The organism is Acinetobacter sp. JADD-222 (assembly GCF_049310645.1).
Map to the genome: position 1 here is coordinate 228,486 of NZ_JBMOWI010000002.1, position 17,151 is coordinate 245,636.

General features: G+C 40.9%; 15 protein-coding genes. 12 read left to right on the forward strand and 3 right to left on the reverse strand.

Features of this window, described 5'->3' with window-relative positions; all coding sequences use genetic code 11:
• Positions 1-47 precede the first annotated feature (47 nt).
• The 3 genes from ACO6UW_RS03065 (at position 48) to ACO6UW_RS03075 (ending at position 3,732) form a co-directional block, all read left to right on the forward strand.
• The gene (locus tag ACO6UW_RS03065; protein ID WP_002115035.1) at positions 48-1,406 is read left to right on the forward strand and encodes a gluconate:H+ symporter; all 1,359 of its coding nucleotides are present in this window, start codon (positions 48-50) and stop codon (positions 1,404-1,406) included.
• Positions 1,407-1,423: 17 nt separating this feature from the next.
• Positions 1,424-1,936 (forward strand): gluconokinase, encoded by a 513-nt coding sequence (locus ACO6UW_RS03070; protein ID WP_014208329.1) that lies wholly within the window; start codon positions 1,424-1,426, stop codon positions 1,934-1,936.
• A 167-nt stretch (positions 1,937-2,103) separates the two neighbouring features.
• On the forward strand, positions 2,104-3,732 hold the full coding sequence (locus ACO6UW_RS03075; protein WP_057077310.1) for an NADP-dependent glyceraldehyde-3-phosphate dehydrogenase: 1,629 nt from the start codon (positions 2,104-2,106) through the stop codon (positions 3,730-3,732).
• 67 nt (positions 3,733-3,799) lie between these two features.
• On the opposite strand, the gene ACO6UW_RS03080 is transcribed toward ACO6UW_RS03075, so the two are convergent.
• Complete coding sequence (locus tag ACO6UW_RS03080) at positions 3,800-5,065, reverse strand: glutamate-5-semialdehyde dehydrogenase (RefSeq protein WP_044101247.1); 1,266 nt, start codon at positions 5,063-5,065, stop codon at positions 3,800-3,802.
• 299 nt (positions 5,066-5,364) lie between these two features.
• On the opposite strand from ACO6UW_RS03080, the gene ACO6UW_RS03085 reads away from it, so the two are divergent.
• Positions 5,365-6,678, forward strand: coding sequence for an alpha/beta fold hydrolase (locus ACO6UW_RS03085; RefSeq protein WP_057077311.1), 1,314 nt, complete (start codon positions 5,365-5,367; stop codon positions 6,676-6,678).
• A gap of 52 nt (positions 6,679-6,730) precedes the next feature.
• Here ACO6UW_RS03085 and ACO6UW_RS03090 read toward each other — a convergent pair whose 3' ends face one another.
• A complete protein-coding gene (locus ACO6UW_RS03090) occupies positions 6,731-7,573 on the reverse strand; it encodes a class I SAM-dependent methyltransferase (protein ID WP_057077312.1) in 843 nt (280 codons plus the stop codon).
• Positions 7,574-7,946: 373 nt separating this feature from the next.
• Complete coding sequence (gene nagZ / locus ACO6UW_RS03095) at positions 7,947-8,966, reverse strand: beta-N-acetylhexosaminidase (protein WP_068550959.1); 1,020 nt, start codon at positions 8,964-8,966, stop codon at positions 7,947-7,949.
• Positions 8,967-9,158: 192 nt separating this feature from the next.
• On the opposite strand from nagZ, the gene ACO6UW_RS03100 reads away from it, so the two are divergent.
• The 8 genes from ACO6UW_RS03100 (at position 9,159) to ACO6UW_RS03135 (ending at position 17,147) form a co-directional block, all read left to right on the forward strand.
• Positions 9,159-11,342 carry a carboxy terminal-processing peptidase gene (locus tag ACO6UW_RS03100; RefSeq protein ID WP_153567604.1) on the forward strand — a complete coding sequence of 728 codons (2,184 nt, stop codon included), beginning with the start codon at positions 9,159-9,161 and terminating at the stop codon, positions 11,340-11,342.
• Positions 11,343-11,480: 138 nt separating this feature from the next.
• A complete protein-coding gene (locus ACO6UW_RS03105) occupies positions 11,481-12,770 on the forward strand; it encodes a glycosyltransferase family 4 protein (RefSeq protein ID WP_081038253.1) in 1,290 nt (429 codons plus the stop codon).
• Positions 12,771-12,794: 24 nt separating this feature from the next.
• On the forward strand, positions 12,795-13,346 hold the full coding sequence (locus ACO6UW_RS03110; RefSeq protein WP_057077315.1) for a phosphatase PAP2 family protein: 552 nt from the start codon (positions 12,795-12,797) through the stop codon (positions 13,344-13,346).
• A 99-nt stretch (positions 13,347-13,445) separates the two neighbouring features.
• Positions 13,446-13,646, forward strand: a complete 201-nt coding sequence (gene iscX, locus ACO6UW_RS03115; protein ID WP_004698764.1) for a Fe-S cluster assembly protein IscX — start codon at positions 13,446-13,448, stop codon at positions 13,644-13,646.
• A gap of 113 nt (positions 13,647-13,759) precedes the next feature.
• The gene (ndk, locus tag ACO6UW_RS03120) at positions 13,760-14,191 is read left to right on the forward strand and encodes a nucleoside-diphosphate kinase (RefSeq protein ID WP_000963851.1); all 432 of its coding nucleotides are present in this window, start codon (positions 13,760-13,762) and stop codon (positions 14,189-14,191) included.
• Positions 14,192-14,314: 123 nt separating this feature from the next.
• Positions 14,315-15,550, forward strand: coding sequence for a 23S rRNA (adenine(2503)-C(2))-methyltransferase RlmN (gene rlmN, locus ACO6UW_RS03125; protein ID WP_002115097.1), 1,236 nt, complete (start codon positions 14,315-14,317; stop codon positions 15,548-15,550).
• A gap of 14 nt (positions 15,551-15,564) precedes the next feature.
• Positions 15,565-16,365, forward strand: a complete 801-nt coding sequence (gene pilW, locus ACO6UW_RS03130; protein WP_212808517.1) for a type IV pilus biogenesis/stability protein PilW — start codon at positions 15,565-15,567, stop codon at positions 16,363-16,365.
• Positions 16,356-17,147: a helix-turn-helix domain-containing protein gene (locus ACO6UW_RS03135; protein ID WP_002114935.1), complete on the forward strand. Its 792-nt coding sequence runs from the start codon at positions 16,356-16,358 to the stop codon at positions 17,145-17,147. Before pilW ends, ACO6UW_RS03135 begins: the two co-directional genes overlap by 10 nt.
• Positions 17,148-17,151 lie beyond the last annotated feature (4 nt).

The following is a 17,151-nucleotide window of genomic DNA, read 5'->3' on the forward strand; positions in this document are numbered from 1 at the left end:
TTGTTTAGGCAGTGTGCCTAAATAATTATTCCAAGGAGAAGTGTCCCATGGAGACGGTTCAGGGTGGCATGTTACTGATCTACACTGTAATCGCGATTATTGCTTTAGTGGTCATGATCGCGAAGTTTAGAATTTATCCATTTTTAGTTCTCATTATTGTTTCACTCGGTTTAGCCTTGGCTGTTGGCATGCCAATGGGTGATATTGTTAAGTCTTATGAAGCTGGTACTGGTAAAACCTTAGGTCACCTCGCGATTGTAATCGCACTAGGAACGATGCTCGGTAAAATGATGGCCGAGTCTGGTGGCGCAGAGCGAATAGCAATTACTTTAATTAAGTGGTTTGGTGAGAAAAATATTCACTGGGCCATGATGTTTATTGCCCTTATTGTTGGTCTTCCCGTATTTTTCGAAGTAGGTTTCGTTCTACTCATTCCAATTGCATTCAATATCGCAAAAAGAACAGGTAAATCCTTACTGGTTGTGGGTTTGCCAATGGTTGCAGGTTTGTCAGTTGTGCATGGCTTAATTCCACCACATCCAGCAGCACTGTTGGCAGTACAGGCTTACCATGCTGATATTGGTAAAACGATTGCTTATAGTCTGATAGTGGGTGTGCCAACGGCAATTGTTGCTGGACCACTGTATGCACTGTGGATCAACAAATACGTCAAATTGCCTGAGAATAACCCGTTAGCGAAGCAGTTTATTGAAGCAGATACGAATAGAACTCGTGAGCTACCAAGTTTTGGGATTACCTTATTCACAATTATGCTGCCTGTAGTATTAATGTTGGTTGGAAGCTGGGCTGATCTGTTCTTTGCACCACAAACTTTCGCAAACGATTTGCTACGTTTTATTGGTACTTCTGATATCGCATTACTCATTGCCGTGCTGGTCAGTTTTATTACTTTCGGTACGATGCAGGGCTTTAACCGTGAACAAATTGAAAAATTCTGTGGCGGGTGTTTAGCTTCTATTGCTGGGATTATGTTGATTGTAGGTGCTGGTGGTGGTTTTGGCGGCATTTTGCGTGACACCGGTATTTCTAATGAGATTGTTTCTACAGCTTTAAAGGCAAATTTATCGCCGTTATTGTTGGGCTGGTTTGTTGCAGCACTGATTCGTTTAGCAACAGGATCGGCTACGGTTGCCATGGCTACGGCGTGTAGCATTGTGGCTCCCATTGCAGCAACAGCAGGTGTTGCAGTTAGGCCGGAACTTTTAGTACTTGCCACAGGTTCGGGTTCATTAGTTTTCTCACATGTAAATGACGCAGGATTCTGGTTAATCAAAGAATATTTCGGTATGACAGTAGGGCAGACACTCAAAACTTGGTCGGTATTGGAAACGATCATTTCAGTGTTGGGTTTATCTTTCACGCTACTGCTTAGCACTATTTTATAATTAAAGGTGAGTAATCCATGATTGTGATTGCAATGGGTGTCTGTGGAACAGGTAAAACCCTAATTGGTGAATTGTTATCAGAGCGTTTGGCTTGTGAGTTCCTTGATGGCGATACGCTTCATTCAGCTGCAAATAAAAGTAAGATGAGTCAAGGTATTCCCTTAACTGATGAAGACCGCTTGCCATGGTTACAAGCAATTCGTCAGGCCATTGAAACCAAACAGAGAGATGGTGAAACGGCTGTATTTACATGCTCATCTTTAAAACGCATGTATCGCGATATTTTAAGAGGGCAGGACCAGAATGTTAAGTTTGTCTACTTAAAAGGTTCTTATGAGTTATTACAGCAACGACTTGCAGAAAGATCAGGTCATTTTTTTGACCCAGCGTTGCTACAAACCCAGCTAGATACATTAGAAGAACCTGATGTGAATGAAGCAATTGCTATTGATATTGCTCTCACACCAGAACAGATTATTGAACAAGTCATCCAGAAGCTAGGGGTGACGGATAGTGTGTGTCGGGGGTAAATTCATCTAGAAAGATTATCAACGCTTTAAGATATTCACCTTGTGGTTTACGGTTCAAGCAAGGTGAGTACGGATAATAATAGTGATATTGACCCGAATAAAACCTGATTACAGTGGCGAGTTCGGGAATATATAAAAGACATACGAATAATAAGGTATTAAGAAGAATGAATCAGTTAAATAATTTACAGTATAAATTCCCAGTAGTGGACGGTATTCCTGAAAGTGTGCGTCTGCCATCTCAAATTCATCAGCGTGTTTCACTCGTGGATGGTGAGTTGAAGTTATGGGCTGGTGCAACCAAGAAAACATTATCTCCAATCTGGATTCAGCAGCCTGACGGTAGCCTAGAGCAAGTTGAACTTGGTAGTTATCCGGTCATGGGTGAAAAAGAAAGCGATGAAGCACTAGAAGCAGCGGTACGGGCTTACAATAATGGTCGTGGCGAATGGCCAATGATGAAGGTTGGTGAGCGCATTGCCTGTATGCAAAATTTTATTCAGCGTATGGTGGAGCAGCGAGATCTGATTATTAAGCTGATCATGTGGGAAATTGGCAAAAGCTTGGCGGATTCAGAGAAAGAATTTGACCGTACAATTACCTACATGCGTCAAACGATTGATGCCCTAAAAGATTTGGATAATGCTAACTCTCGCTTTGTAATTGCCGAAGGTACGATTGGTCAAATCCGTCGAACTCCACTAGGTGTCGTGTTGTGTATGGGGCCATACAATTACCCACTGAACGAAACCTTTGCGACTCTGATCCCAGCCATGCTGATGGGTAATACCATTATTTTTAAACCACCTCAATTTGGGACTTTGTTGTTTGAACCGTTACTAGAAGCGTTCCGTTATTCATTTCCAAAAGGCGTGATCAATACTATTTATGCACCAGGTTCTCTAGTGGTACCCCATCTATTGGCATCTGGGCAAATTAATGTGCTGGCACTGATTGGCTCTAGTAAAGTGGCCGACCACTTGAAAAAACAACATCCAAAATCTCATCGTCTGCGTGCGATTCTAGGATTAGATGCAAAGAACGCAGCTATTATTCTGCCAGATGCTGACTTGGATTTGACAGTGAAAGAGTGTCTGCTGGGTGCATTGTCGTTTAATGGTCAGCGTTGTACTGCGCTCAAAATGCTAATGGTACATCGCTCGATAGCCGATGAATTTGTTAACCGCTTAACGGCTGAACTGGCCAAACTTAAAGTGGGTATGCCGTGGGAAAAAGGTGTATTTATTACCCCATTACCAGGTATGCACCGTACGACCTACATGACTGAAGTCATTGAAGATGCTGTGGCTAAAGGGGCAAAAGTGGTTAATCCGGAAGGTGGTGAGTTCTGCAAAACCATGTTCTATCCAGCCGTAGTTTATCCAGTGACTGAAGGTATGAGGCTGTATCGCGAAGAACAGTTCGGTCCAGTGATTCCAGTCTCTGTTTATGATGATATTGAAACTGTGCTGGAATATGTCACTACTTCTGATCATGGGCAGCAGGTGAGTATTTTTGGTAGTGACCCTGAGCAAATTGGTCATTTAGTTGATCCGTTGGTCCATCAGGTCTGTCGTGTAAACATCAATTGTCAATGTCAGCGTGGCCCTGATGTATTCCCGTTCGGTGGTCGTAAAGATTCTGCGGAAGGTACATTGTCTGTGCATGATGCTCTGCGAGCGTTCTCTATCCGTTCTATGATTGCTGCTAAACAGACAGATGATAGCAAAGGCATGTTGGCCTCTATGGTGTCTGAGCACTATTCTAAATTCGTGAATACTGACTTTATTTTCTAGTTAATAACTTGAATAATAAAAAACGCCTGATATTGATCAGGCGTTTTTGTTTGAACCAATAGATTAATTATTGGCGAATTTGTCCGTCACCTAACACAATCCATTTTTGTGAAGTTAAGCCTTCTAAACCAACTGGGCCGCGGGCATGGATTTTATCGGTGGAGATACCAATTTCAGCGCCTAAACCATATTCGAAACCATCCGCAAAACGAGTTGAAGCATTGATTACGACTGAACTTGAATCTACACGAGCCAAGAACTGACGAGCCAAAGTATAGTTTTCAGTCACAATTGCATCGGTATGATGTGAACCATATTTGTTGATATGGTCAATTGCTTCATCAATCCCGCTCACCACTTTAACTGCAAGAATTGGCCCTAAATATTCGGTGTACCAATCTTCTTCTGTTGCAGGTTTTACAGAGGCACCCAAAATACGGCGTGTTTCTGGGCAGCCACGTAATTCAACTTGTTTTTCAGCATACAGTTCGGCAATGCGTGGTAAGAAAACGTCTGCAATTTTTTCATCAACAAGCAGTGTTTCCATCGCATTACAAACACCGTAACGATGTGTTTTTGCATTTAATGTAATTGGTAAAGCTTTTTGCAAGTCGGCCTGTGCTTCAACAAATACATGGCAGTTACCATCAAGATGTTTAATGACAGGAATACGCGCTTCGTTGGTTACGCGCTCAATTAAGCTTTTACCGCCACGTGGAACGATTACATCTACATATTCAGCCATGGTGATGAGATGACCAACAGCTGCACGGTCAGAAGTTTCAATGACTTGTACCGAATGCTCAGGTAAACCAGCAACTTTTAAACCATGCTTAATTGCTTCTGCGATTGCTTTATTTGACTCGAGTGCTTCTGAACCACCACGTAAAATAATAGCATTGCCTGATTTAATCGCTAAAGATGCAGCTTCAAGTGTTACGTTTGGACGTGATTCGTAAATCATACCAACCACACCTAAAGGTACACGCATTTTTCCAATTTGAATGCCTGTGGGGCGATATGCAAGATCAGTAATTTCCCCAATTGGATCGACAAGCGCGATCACATCTTTTAAACCTTGCAACATCCCTTTAAAGCGTGCGGGCGTAAGCTCAAGACGATCAAGTAAGGCACTGTCGAGCTGGTTGCTACGACCTTTATCCATGTCGATTTGATTCGCCGCCAAGATTGCTGCTTGATTATTTTCCAAAGCAGTATAAATAGCAGAGAGTGCATGATTTTTTAGTGAGGTAGAAGCACTTGTTAAGACGCGTGAGGCCTCGCGTGCTTGTTGCCCAACTTTTTGCATATATTGTTCAATTGAATCTTGCATAGCATTTTTTAATCATTTACCAATGAGTAAGATAGTAGCAGTCAAATGCGGAACAATGAATGGCTTTTTTTGAAAAATGTGACCGCCATAAAAAAACATTTAAATATTTTGCAAACTATTAGCGACTTAAACAAGATGAGCGGTCATTTCAGCGATTGCGTATATTTCAGACAATTGTTTAGAATGTTATTGTGCAATACAAACTAATACAAATTTTAAAGTTTTGTGCATAAAAGATTACGTGTTCAAGAAGGAACTCTTGCAGCATAAAAAAATTACAGCAAGGAGGAAGCAAGGATATGAATTCCATTATTCAAATGGATTCGGAGATCAACCAAGCTTATGCCGGTTTTGGCTTTTTCGATATCTACCATAGAGATCATTTTAAACAACCTGCTCGTACAACATGGATTGACGGTTGGAAAATTGAATATATGGCAATTGCCGATCCTAAAACGATTCACAAAACGCCGATTGTGATTGTTGGTGGTGCTTTCCAGAATTTTAATTCTTATAAATATTGTGTTGAACAATTGTTCGAAAGTGGTCCGGTTATTTTAATTGACTTACCTTCGATGGGTGCAAATCAGCAAATTACCAATCGCGACACAGGAGTATCTGCTGGTACTTTAGAACTTCCTGATTTATCTGAAATGTTAGGACGTTGGTTAGATATCGTTGGAATACAAAAAGTTTCTGTAATGGGAATGTCTTTAGGTTCCGTGATTGCGTCTTGTTTTGCTCATCACCATCCTGACCTGATGGATCGTATGATCTTGATGGGAGTTATGCAAAAGACTCGTAAAAGTTGGCGAATGATTTTGGAAGAGTCTCTCAAACTCATGCAAGAAAACCGCATGGAAGAGTTTGGGCAAGCTGTAATTTTATATTTAGTTAATCATGCAAAATTAGATAAAACTCGTATGTCACCAACCGCTAAAAAGTTATTTTTTAGACAAATGGCCGAGTTTACGGGGACTGAGCGGGAACGTTATGAAATTAACTGTAACCGCCTTTTGCGGTTAACAGATGTACCTATTCCAGAGTGCAAAACGTTGGTTGCAGCAGGGCAATACGACAGTTTTACTTTGCCTCATGAAAATGCGAACTTTGCTTTACAATGTCCTGATATGGAATTTGCCCTTATTGCAAATGCTGATCATGTGCCACAGCTCCAGCGTCGTAAAGAAACCATGAGTTTGTTCACTTCATTCTTGAAGGGTGAATCTATCCACAATCTGGATGGGATTATTCCAATGACGCGTGACCAGATGCAAAAGATGGAACGTCGTGGTGAAGAGCGGGTTCCAGTTTTGCAACCGAACACTCAACTGAGCCACCGTGAATGTAAAACAGAAGTGCCAGTGACGATTGTTGATGTGACTTTCTTTGGGATGTATTTAAAAATGGATGATGTTTCGCAGCTTGATTTTGTGAATGATCATCCACGTGATTTGGCACTGCATTTAGAAGATGAAGAAGGTCCTTTCTCGATTGAGTGTTTAATCTTTGAAGCTACTGAACAAGGAATACGTGCTTTATTTAAACATGGCAGTTTTGAGCTTGCTGACCGTTTAAGTCGTTTTATCGCTCGCCAAAAGCTAGCCGTATAAAGTTTAATTTTTTCATAAGTGGAAGTCTCAAAAATTATGAGACTTCCATTTTTTATTTCAATTGAGCATGAATAGTCCAGACTAAGTCACCTAAATGTTCTTCATCGCTCTCTTTAGAAATTTCCCCAAAGAATATTTGTGGTTGCTCAATACTCACCTGACTAAATCCTGCATCTTCAAAAAAGTTTTTCACCTCACGTGGGGTTTTAAAATGAAAACTAAATGAGCTGCGAGACATGAGTTTAAGTAATTTACTACTGTTCCAGATAATGCTGGCAAGTTTATTTTTAACAGGTTCAGGGTAGAGGTCTGTTAAATAGTGAAACTTTTTAAAAGAAGCACCATAGTGGGCAATCGATTGGATCAGTTGTTTTAATAAATTTTTATCAAAATAATTAATTAAACCTTCACTAATCACAACCAGTGGGCGGTTCGGGTCAAATACTTCAAATGCTTGTGCAAAAGCTTCTGTAAATAAATCAACTGATAAGATTTCAGGTGCATTTTTTTCAATTTGCTGTAACGCATTTTGTTTGGTTTGTGCCATATCGGGCAAATCAAGCTCCCGATAGGTAATAGAAGGGTAATGTTGTCTAAACCACCAGCCACGTGGCGACAAGCCACATGCTATTTCAAGCACCTGTAAATCAGGATTTTCTTGAATGAGGTGTTCTAAATGGTGATCAAGCATGGTGTGGCGTTGTTTGAGCGTCGTACGCATGCTACCGCCCACATATTTCTCTGCCCATGATTCTATCGGGTGAACTAAATATGCCAATGATTTGCCTTTGGTTGTGGCAAGTGCTTCATGAGAGATTCCCATTTGATACCAGATATAACCCGTATAGTGGGCTGTAAAAGAGATATGGCGGTGTTTTGAAAGTTGTTGTGTCATTCGTCCTGAACTCGATTTATTGTTTTTGTGTGATCTTCATTATTTATAAAAATGAAGAATTTTTACTGCATTGATGTTGAATGAACCTGCATGACGGAGTCCTGTGAATTAGGTTAGCATTTTGGGATGAACTTTCAGTTGGAGTTACTTTTCTTTCGGGAAAAGTAACCAAAACCTGAGGTACGAAAAGCAAAGATTGATTATCTTTGCCGTACCGTAAAACGAAAGCTATGCTTGAGTAAAATACTACGCACTTCGTTTGTCTTGCGCAATGCGAAAGCGCTAACGCTTTTGCATTGCTCAGGTTGCGTATGACTTAACCCCGTATCAGATAGTGAATAGGTTTTTGTAGCCAATTAAAATTTTTACTAACTTAAATCGAATTTTTAAACTCTTCAATGGCTGTTTTGACAGCTCGCCACTCATTTCCAAGCGATAAAGTTTCACCAATCTGAATTTGTGGAATTTTTCCGCGCATGCGTTCTAAACGCTCTTGGTTTGGTAGTTCTAAGTTTATAATACCTTCGAGCGCTGTACAGGCTGCACTTCGGTCATTACACACCAGCCCCATGTCACACCCAGCCGCTAGAGCAGCCTGAATACGAGCATCTGCGCCACCTGCTACACATGCAGCCTGCATGCTTAAGTCATCAGAGAAAAGTACACCATCAAACTTCAAACGCTTGCGTAGAACTTCTTGAATCCAGAAAGGTGAAAAACCTGCTGGATTTGGATCAACTTGATCATAAATCACATGTGCAGGCATGAGCGCATCTAGCTGAGGCATAAGCTTAATGAAGCTTTGCATATCATGGTTGTAAATTTCGTCATAGCTACGACTGTCGATTGCAGCAGCAACATGAGAGTCGGCTTTCACAGAACCGTGGCCTGGGAAATGTTTGCCCGTATTTGCCATTCCAGCTTTTTTCATGCCTTGCATAAATGCGCCTGCAAGTGGGGCAATATCTTCAATATTTTTAGAGAAGCCACGGTCGCCAATCACGTCACTAATTGCATTAAGATCTAAAACTGGTGCAAAACTAAAATCGATGCCGACTGCAAGAACTTCTGTTGCCATTAACCAACCGCACTGTTCAGCCAGCTCAAGTGCTTTTTGAGGTTGAGTTAAATATAAATCCCCAAAACGGCCCATGGCTGGTAATAAGGTAAAACCTGATCTTAAGCGTTGAACTCGGCCACCTTCTTGGTCAACAGCAATCAAAATATCTGGGCGAATTTGACGCATATGGTCGGTTAAAGCACGTACTTGTTGTGGAGATTCAATATTTCGTGCAAATAAAATCATGCCACCGACTTGCGGAGCGCGTAATAGTTCAATATCTTCTTGAGTAAGTTCTGTGCCGGCGATGTCCAGCATCAATGCGCCAATCATATTGGTTCCATTTGAATTTTGATTGAAAAACAATAAGCGAATTTTGCAATGTTTTGCTACATTTTGTCAGTACAGAATATGATAAAACTACACGGTATAAACAATTTAGTTGGTTAAGATTTTGAATCTGCTTAGTTCATATCGAAAACAGAGCGTGTAAGATAGGAACACCCAAGGAAGTATTAAAAATTTATGAAACTTCAAACTATAGCTTGTGCAGTAGCGATCGCGACTGGCGGTTTATTCTTCTCTCATACGATGAATGAAGCGAGAGCGGCAACCAATACTGCTGCAGTTTCTCAATCAATCCAGCCAACGCAAGAACAGGCTTTGGTGGCTCGCCAACTGGCAACTTTAGTTGATCGTCAACATTATTTAAATATGCGTCTGGATGCGACCACATCAAATCGTATTCTGGATATGTATTTAGATAGTCTTGATCCAGATCACTCATTATTTCTAGATTCTGAAGTTCAAAATTATAAAAAACTATATGGTTCAAATTTTGGTGCTTCATTAAAAGCGGGGAATTTAACTGGACCGTTTGCAATTCATCAGCAATATCGTGAACGCTTAAAACAATTTTATGAGTTCATGTTAGCTGAGTTAAAACAACAGCAAAATTTAAAGCAGCCGAATAGTTATATTGAAGTTGATCGTGAAAAAGCACCGTATTTTAAAACGACTGCTGAGCAACAAAATCATTGGCGGAAAATGTTGGTTTCACAGTTAATCAACTTAACCATTAGCCGTGAAGAAGAGCAGGCGAAACAAAAAGCGCTTAAAGAAAATCCTTCACTTGCTGATGGTCAAGACTTAACTGGCCCAGAAGATTTAACGCCAGCTCAAACGTTAACTAAACGTTATACGCGTCAGCTTGAAAGAATTAGTCGTGTGAAAAGCGATGACGTCTTGGACAAAACATTAAATGCAATGTTGGCGACCTATGATCCACATAGTAACTATTACCCGCCAATTGATGCGATCGAACTTAATCGCCAAACGACTTTGCAACTCGAAGGTATTGGTGTGTCGATTCGTCCAGAACGTGGCAACGAAGATTACACCAAGATTGAAACCATTGTAGAAGGTGGTCCTGCAAGTAAGTCTGGCCAAGTGAAATCAGGAGATCGAATCATTGGTGTCGCCCAAGAAGGCGAGAAAATGGTTGATGTGATTGGCTGGACAAGTTCTGAAATTGTTGGACTCATTCGTGGTAAACGCGGAACAAAAGTCACATTAAAACTTCTTGGTGCTGGTGCATCAATGAGTCAGGCACGTAATGTGACCCTAGTACGTGATGTGATTCAAGAAGAAGATGCTGGTGTTCGTTCACGCACAGTTGAAGTGACACGTGATGGTAAAAAGCATGTGTTGGGTGTAATTGAAATTCCATCATTCTATTTTGACTATCGTTCACGTCGTGCGGGTCAACAATACCGTTCAGTTTCTGAAGATACTGCAAATGCTTTCGAAGCACTAAAAGCGAAGAAAGTAGAAGGTATTATTATTGACTTACGTAATGACCCAGGTGGCTCATTAGAAGAAGTTGCACGTATGTTGGGTCAGGTGATTAAGTCCGGTCCGGTAGTACAAATCCGTGATGGCAATGGCAACGTAAGCGTGTTTGAAGATAACGATGGCGGCCAGCAAATCTATACAGGCCCACTCGCGGTATTGGTGAACTTGGCATCTGCATCGGCAAGTGAAATTTACTCTGCTGCAATTCAAGATTATGAGCGCGGTATTATTATTGGTAGTACAACAACTGGTAAGGGTACAGCTCAGGTACAACTTGATACTCTGGCATATGGTCAAGCAACTTTAACTCAGCGTAAGTTCTATCGCATTACTGGCGGTAGTACACAAAATAAAGGTGTAGTGCCAGACATTAAACTCGTCGATATCTATAACGAAGAGTTTGGTGAGCGTAAATCGAAGAATGCATTGAAGTGGGATACAATTCCTACAGCACCATTTAAACGTGAAGGCTCTGTGCAACCTTATGTGGCAAAGTTGTCTCAATTCTCTGAACAACGTGTTGCTAATGATGCCCAGTTTAAATATCTAAATAAACGTACCGCGATTGCCAAAGTTACGAGTGATCAGAAACAAGTGGTGCTTGATATTGATAAACGCCGTGCAGAATTACTTGGTCTAGAGAAACAAACTTTAGATGCAGAGAATGAACGCCGTGCTGCAACTGGTCAAAAGCCTTTTGCAAACTGGGAAAGCTATCAGGCTTCATTAGATGCTCTAGCTGAATCTCGCGCTAAAATGAAAGCATCTCAACGCCCTGCATTACCAGAAGAAGAAACTTTTGTGACTGAAGCTGCAAATGTACTTATGGACTATGCAAAATTGCAAAATCGCTAAGTATTACTACGTCTTAAGAGAAAAGCATGCTGTTATTAGTGTGCTTTTTTTATTTTTCATGTCAGTAAACTGTCACGCATTTATCATCAAAATGTCAAAAAAGCTGCTTAATCTTTAAGCATGAAAATAAATACATTGATGGATGGCGCTATGCAAAGCTCATACGCGACAGCACTATTAAAACAACAGCAACTTCCTGAAAGCTTCCAATTCTTTTTTAAACAAAAGCAGCAGCTATCTAATACGCATTCACTGCATGATTTGGTGCGCCCACGTTTAAAAATTGCGATTGTGACGGAAACTTGGCCACCTGAAATTAATGGTGTGGCACTTTCATTATTACAACTATGCCAAGGTTTACAAAAACAGGGGCATAAGATTTTACTGATTCGTCCAGAGCAAAAGGCAAAATGTCATGACTTTACGCCAGAGCAAGAATGTCTGGTGATGTCGCAGGCGATTCCAAAATATCCGACTTTGCAATTTGGTTGGCCACAATATTTAAAAGTATCGAAAGCTTTTGAAAAGTTTGTACCGGATGTGGTGCACATTGTGACCGAAGGACCGTTAGGTTTAACTGCCATGCAAGCTGCTAAGGCAAAAGCTATTCCAGTTTCTAGCGGCTTTCATTCGCCATTTCAAGATTTTAGTCGATTCTTCGATTTGGCTTTTTTGGTTAAACCGATTCAAAAATACCTATGCTGGTTTCACAATAATACTCAAGTGACTTGTGTGCCAAGTAAAGATACACAAGAAGCATTACGCGGTTTTGGTATTACTTGTCCGCTAGTTGTGGTTGGACGCGGCGTAGATACAACCAGATTTTCACCAAAGCATCGCTCTGAAAATTTGCGAAAGCAATGGGATGCCGATGAGAATACTCGCGTTATGCTTTATGTGGGGCGTTTGTCTCCTGAAAAAGAAGTGCAAGTGCTCATTGATAGTTATGCGAGCCTACAAAGCATTCAGCCACATAAAACGAAATTAGTTATTGTGGGAGATGGCCCAGATTTTGCTCGTTTAAAGTCACTACCTGAAGCGAAGGGTGTTATCTTTACCGGAAGTCTGAGAGGTCAAGATTTGGCTGCTGCATATGCGAGTGCAGACGTATTCGTATTTGCGAGTCAAGTTGAAACGTTTGGTAACGTAGTTTTAGAGGCAATGGCAAGCGGTTTACCAGTTATAGCGTATGATTATGCATGTGCACATCAATACTTAACACATGGTGTGAATGGCTGGTTAAGCCCACTTGGACAAAAAAGCCACTTTATACAACAAATTTATCAGCTTCCTTCAGTACAACAACTTAGAGAAATGGGCGTGCAAGCCTGTCATAAAGTACAGCAAAGCGGTTGGCAACTTCCGGTTCAGCAATTGGAGCAGGCATTTTATCAGGTAGTGAAGGAGCCCTCTGTGGACTTCACCTAAGTATCCTAAAATAGGAGAATGACCATGAAATTTAAGAATGCAAAAATAAAAATACTCGATTTAGATTTAAGAGGCTGTTTATATCTTAACAATTTCTCTCACTCACAGCGTGTTGCCCTTTTCTTCAAAATCATCAGTCGTGTGGGTGACGGCCCATTTTGGTACCTCATGCTGGCAATCGTGTGGGGGATGCAAGGCATCACCTATAGCATACAAATCATCTACTTGTTATTAGGTGGTTCTATTGGCACGGCAATCTATAAATTTTTAAAACACAAAACAACGCGACCTCGTCCTTATCAAGTGCATCAGGTGATTGTGCTCGGTGAAAGACCACTTGATCATTTTAGCTTTCCATCGGGTCATACGCTTCATGCGGTCATGGTGACAATTGTATTGGGTTATATCCAGCCAGTTCTACTTGCAGCAATGTTCCCATTTATGGTGCTTGTCGCTTTGTCTCGGATGGTACTGGGCCTTCATTACCCAAGTGATGTGATTGTTGGTGCGCTAATTGGTGCAGCGGTCGCGGCTACGATTATTTTTGTGGCGCCATTATTGAACATCGCTTTATAAGCATCGGTAATTTTTATCAGCTTAAGCTATCGATTAGGTTTGTGGATTTGCTAAAGTACACAGTTCGTGATTTAGCAGATTAAACAGATAGGAGCCGCTATGGGCTTACGTTGGACAGATACGATTGATATTGCTATTGAATTGTCAGAAGCACATCCAGAAGTTGATCCGCAATGGATCCGTTTTACCGATTTACATGCATGGGTGTGTGCATTGCCAGACTTCAGTGATGACCCAAATAAATCGACAGAAGGATTGCTAGAAGGCATTCAGATGGCCTGGATAGACGAAGTTCGCTAAAAACAGTAGAAAAAATCGCAACTTTTACACATTCAAAGCTGATTATTGCCTATGACATCGGTATAATGCGGCAAATTTTTTAAAGTTTAAATCTTAAAATAAAGGAGCCACTCATGGCTATTGAACGTACTTTGTCTATCGTAAAACCTGATGCAGTGTCTAAAAACCACATCGGTGAAATTTTTGCTCGTTTTGAAAAAGCGGGTTTAAAAATTGTTGCGACTAAAATGAAACACCTTTCTCAAGCTGATGCTGAAGGTTTCTATGCTGAGCATAAAGAACGTGGTTTCTTTGGTGACTTAGTTGCATTCATGACTTCTGGTCCAGTTGTAGTATCTGTTCTTGAAGGCGAAAATGCAGTTCTTGCACACCGTGAAATCTTAGGCGCTACAAACCCTAAAGAAGCTGCTCCTGGCACTATCCGTGCTGACTTCGCTGTAAGCATCGACGAAAACGCTGCTCACGGTTCTGACTCAGTTGCTTCTGCAGAGCGTGAAATTGCTTACTTCTTTGCTGACAACGAGATCTGCCCACGCACTCGTTAATCGAAAGCATTCAAACCAGATAAGTGGTATACTACTTATCTGGTTTTTTTATTCTCTTAAGAGAATATTGTTTGATTCTTGAACAATATCTTCAGTTTTTTGACATGGTTTAGGTAAATACACATGAGTTCTGCAGTGGTCGTTTCATCTGAAAATCTTGATGGACAGCAGCAATCTTCGTCCACGCCGGTAATCCCTGCTGCCGAAAATAAAGTGAATTTACTCGGCATGTCTCGTCCTGAGTTAGAAAAATTCTTTGAAGATATTGGTGAGAAGAAGTTTCGTGCCGGACAGGTCATGAAATGGATACATCAATACTTTGTTACTGACTTTGCTGAAATGACCAATATTTCAGGCAAACTACGTGCGAAGCTTGAACAGATTTGTGAAATTAAAGCTCCTGAAGTGGTTCACCGTCATTACTCAAAAGATGGTACACGTAAGTGGGTGTTTCGCGTAGGTGAGGGTGCAGGTTCTTTAGTTGAAACTGTATTAATTCCTGCCGAAGATAAAACTGGATTACGTAAAACGCTTTGTATTTCCTCTCAAGTGGGCTGCGCATTAGATTGCTCATTTTGTTCAACAGGTAAACAAGGTTTCCAACGTGATTTAACGCCAGATGAAATTATTGGGCAACTCTGGATGGCAAACTATTCTTATATGGAAGAAGTGCCTGTTGCTGAGCGCGAACGTTCAGTGACAAATGTTGTGATGATGGGCATGGGTGAGCCATTGCTCAACTATGATGCTGTATTAAGCTCAATGCAGATTATGCTTGATGACTTTGCTTATGGCATGTCAAAACGTCGTGTGACTTTATCGACATCAGGTGTTGTACCGAAAATTGACCAGCTTGCAAAAGACATTGATGTGGCTTTAGCCATTTCTTTACATGCGCCAAACGATGAATTACGTAACGAATTAGTACCTATTAATAAAAAATATCCATTGGCTCAGTTAATTGCAGCATGTCAGCGTTATATTGCCAAAGATGGTAATGAAAGTACGCGTAAACATGTGACTATTGAATATGTGATGTTAGAAGGCGTAAATGATCAGCCTGAACATGCACAGCAAATGATTAAATTATTAAAAAATTTACCAAGTAAAATTAACTTGATTCCGTTTAACCCGTTCCCGCATGCGCCATATGGTCGCTCAAGCCGAAATCGTATTATCTCGTTCCAAAAAACTTTGTCTGATGCGGGATTTGTGTGTACGATTCGTCAAACACGTGGTGATGATATTGACGCTGCATGTGGGCAGTTAGTGGGTCAAGTGGCTGACAGAACCCGTCGTGCTGAACAGTGGCAGAAAAAAGTCACACAGCGTCAAGAGATTTTGCGTACACAAGGATAAATTGAGGGCAGGCTTTGAGTATTCCAAAGTTAAAAACGGTCTTATGTATGGGGATTGCAGTTGCATTTCTGGTAAGTGGTTGCCAGACAACGCATACGCAAAAAAAAGATCCAGAGAAAGCGGTAAAGGTGCGTACACAACTTGCTGCTGAACATATCCGTTCGGGTGACTTGGACTCAGCAAAGCGAGCTCTTGATCAAGCTTTAAATGTAGATAGCCGCGATGCTACTGCAAATATGATGATGGGTATTTTGCTACAGCAAGAAGGTAGCAAACCCAATTTAGAAAAAGCAGAACATTATTTTAAACGAGCAATTTCATCTGAACCGGATAATGCTCAAGCACATAATAATTATGGTACTTATTTATATCAAATGGAGCGTTATAATGATGCGGTTGAGCAATTTCGTATTGCTGGCGCAACATTAGGTTATGACCAACGCTATCAGGCATTAGAAAATCTGGGGCGTATTTATTTAAAATTGGGTGATGTTGCGAATGCTGAAAAAACATTCAAACAAGCACTCCTTGCTAACCGCGACTCTTATATTTCAATGTTAGAGTTAGCGGAAATTTTTTATTTGCAGCAGCAGATTCCGGCTGCTACACAAATGTATGAGCAATATGTTCGTACAGTGGGGCAGAAAAATCAGGGTGCAAGAGCACTTTGGATTGGTGTAAGAGTGGCTCGAGCCAATGCGGATAAAATGGGAATGCAAGTGTTAGTAAACCAGTTACGTGCTTTGTTCCCAGAAAGTCCAGAATATCAACGTTATTTGCAATTACAGTATAGTACTGAGGCCGTATGGAAATAAATCCTAATTCACAGCAGCCAACTGGCTCAAGCTTACCGACTTCTGCTTTAGGAAATATTCAACGTCCTGGTGAGTATTTACGTCAAATTCGAGTTGCTCAGAATAAAGAGTTAGGGCAAGTTTCTTCAGATTTAAATATGCCGGTTAAGACCTTGACCGCTTTAGAGCAAGATGACTATAAATCATTGCCGGAAGCGACTTTCATTAAGGGTTATTACCGTTCATATGCAAAATATTTGAATACGGACGCGACGGCAATTATTCAGCGTTTCGATGAGATTTATGCAAATGATACTGGGCTGTTACCAAATCATGCCTTAAATAATTCACCAATTAAAATCATGGGTAAACTCCCGGGTTCTAATAGTGATCGTAATAAGAAATGGTTAAAGCGCGCACTTCTTGCTGTTGTAATTCTTGCTGTTGTGTCATTGCTTGTTATGGGTGTCCAAAAATGGACTTCAAAGAAAGAAGATGCTGATTTACCTAAAGTAAATCAATCGAATGTTGAAGTTTTACCTATGCAAGGGGCTACCACCTCAACAGTGGGTGATCAATTGGTGTTAAACTTTAACCGACCAACTTCTGTTCATATTGTTGATGCAACAGGTAAAGTTTTGGCGACAGGTCGTCAGTCATCAACTTTAAACTTAACTGGTGAGTCTCCATTCCAGATTCGTCTTGATGATGCAACCGCTGTGTCATTAAGTCTAAACCAAGAACAGATTTCATTGTCTCCATATACGGTAAACGGTAAAGCAGAATTCCGTTTATCCCGCTAATACC

Bases quoted from the DNA above. Each gene is read 5' to 3' on its own strand.
- ACO6UW_RS03065 (WP_002115035.1), top strand. From the start codon at position 48: ATGGAGACGGTTCAGGGTGGCATGTTACTGATCTACACTGTAATCGCG.
- ACO6UW_RS03080 (WP_044101247.1), bottom strand. From the start codon at position 5,065: ATGCAAGATTCAATTGAACAATATATGCAAAAAGTTGGGCAACAAGCA.
- ACO6UW_RS03090 (WP_057077312.1), bottom strand. From the start codon at position 7,573: ATGACACAACAACTTTCAAAACACCGCCATATCTCTTTTACAGCCCAC.
- ACO6UW_RS03100 (WP_153567604.1), top strand. From the start codon at position 9,159: ATGAAACTTCAAACTATAGCTTGTGCAGTAGCGATCGCGACTGGCGGT.
- ACO6UW_RS03070 (WP_014208329.1), top strand. From the start codon at position 1,424: ATGATTGTGATTGCAATGGGTGTCTGTGGAACAGGTAAAACCCTAATT.
- ACO6UW_RS03075 (WP_057077310.1), top strand. From the start codon at position 2,104: ATGAATCAGTTAAATAATTTACAGTATAAATTCCCAGTAGTGGACGGT.
- ACO6UW_RS03085 (WP_057077311.1), top strand. From the start codon at position 5,365: ATGAATTCCATTATTCAAATGGATTCGGAGATCAACCAAGCTTATGCC.
- rlmN (WP_002115097.1), top strand. From the start codon at position 14,315: ATGAGTTCTGCAGTGGTCGTTTCATCTGAAAATCTTGATGGACAGCAG.
- iscX (WP_004698764.1), top strand. From the start codon at position 13,446: ATGGGCTTACGTTGGACAGATACGATTGATATTGCTATTGAATTGTCA.
- nagZ (WP_068550959.1), bottom strand. From the start codon at position 8,966: ATGATTGGCGCATTGATGCTGGACATCGCCGGCACAGAACTTACTCAA.
- ACO6UW_RS03135 (WP_002114935.1), top strand. From the start codon at position 16,356: ATGGAAATAAATCCTAATTCACAGCAGCCAACTGGCTCAAGCTTACCG.
- ndk (WP_000963851.1), top strand. From the start codon at position 13,760: ATGGCTATTGAACGTACTTTGTCTATCGTAAAACCTGATGCAGTGTCT.
- ACO6UW_RS03110 (WP_057077315.1), top strand. From the start codon at position 12,795: ATGAAATTTAAGAATGCAAAAATAAAAATACTCGATTTAGATTTAAGA.
- ACO6UW_RS03105 (WP_081038253.1), top strand. From the start codon at position 11,481: ATGGATGGCGCTATGCAAAGCTCATACGCGACAGCACTATTAAAACAA.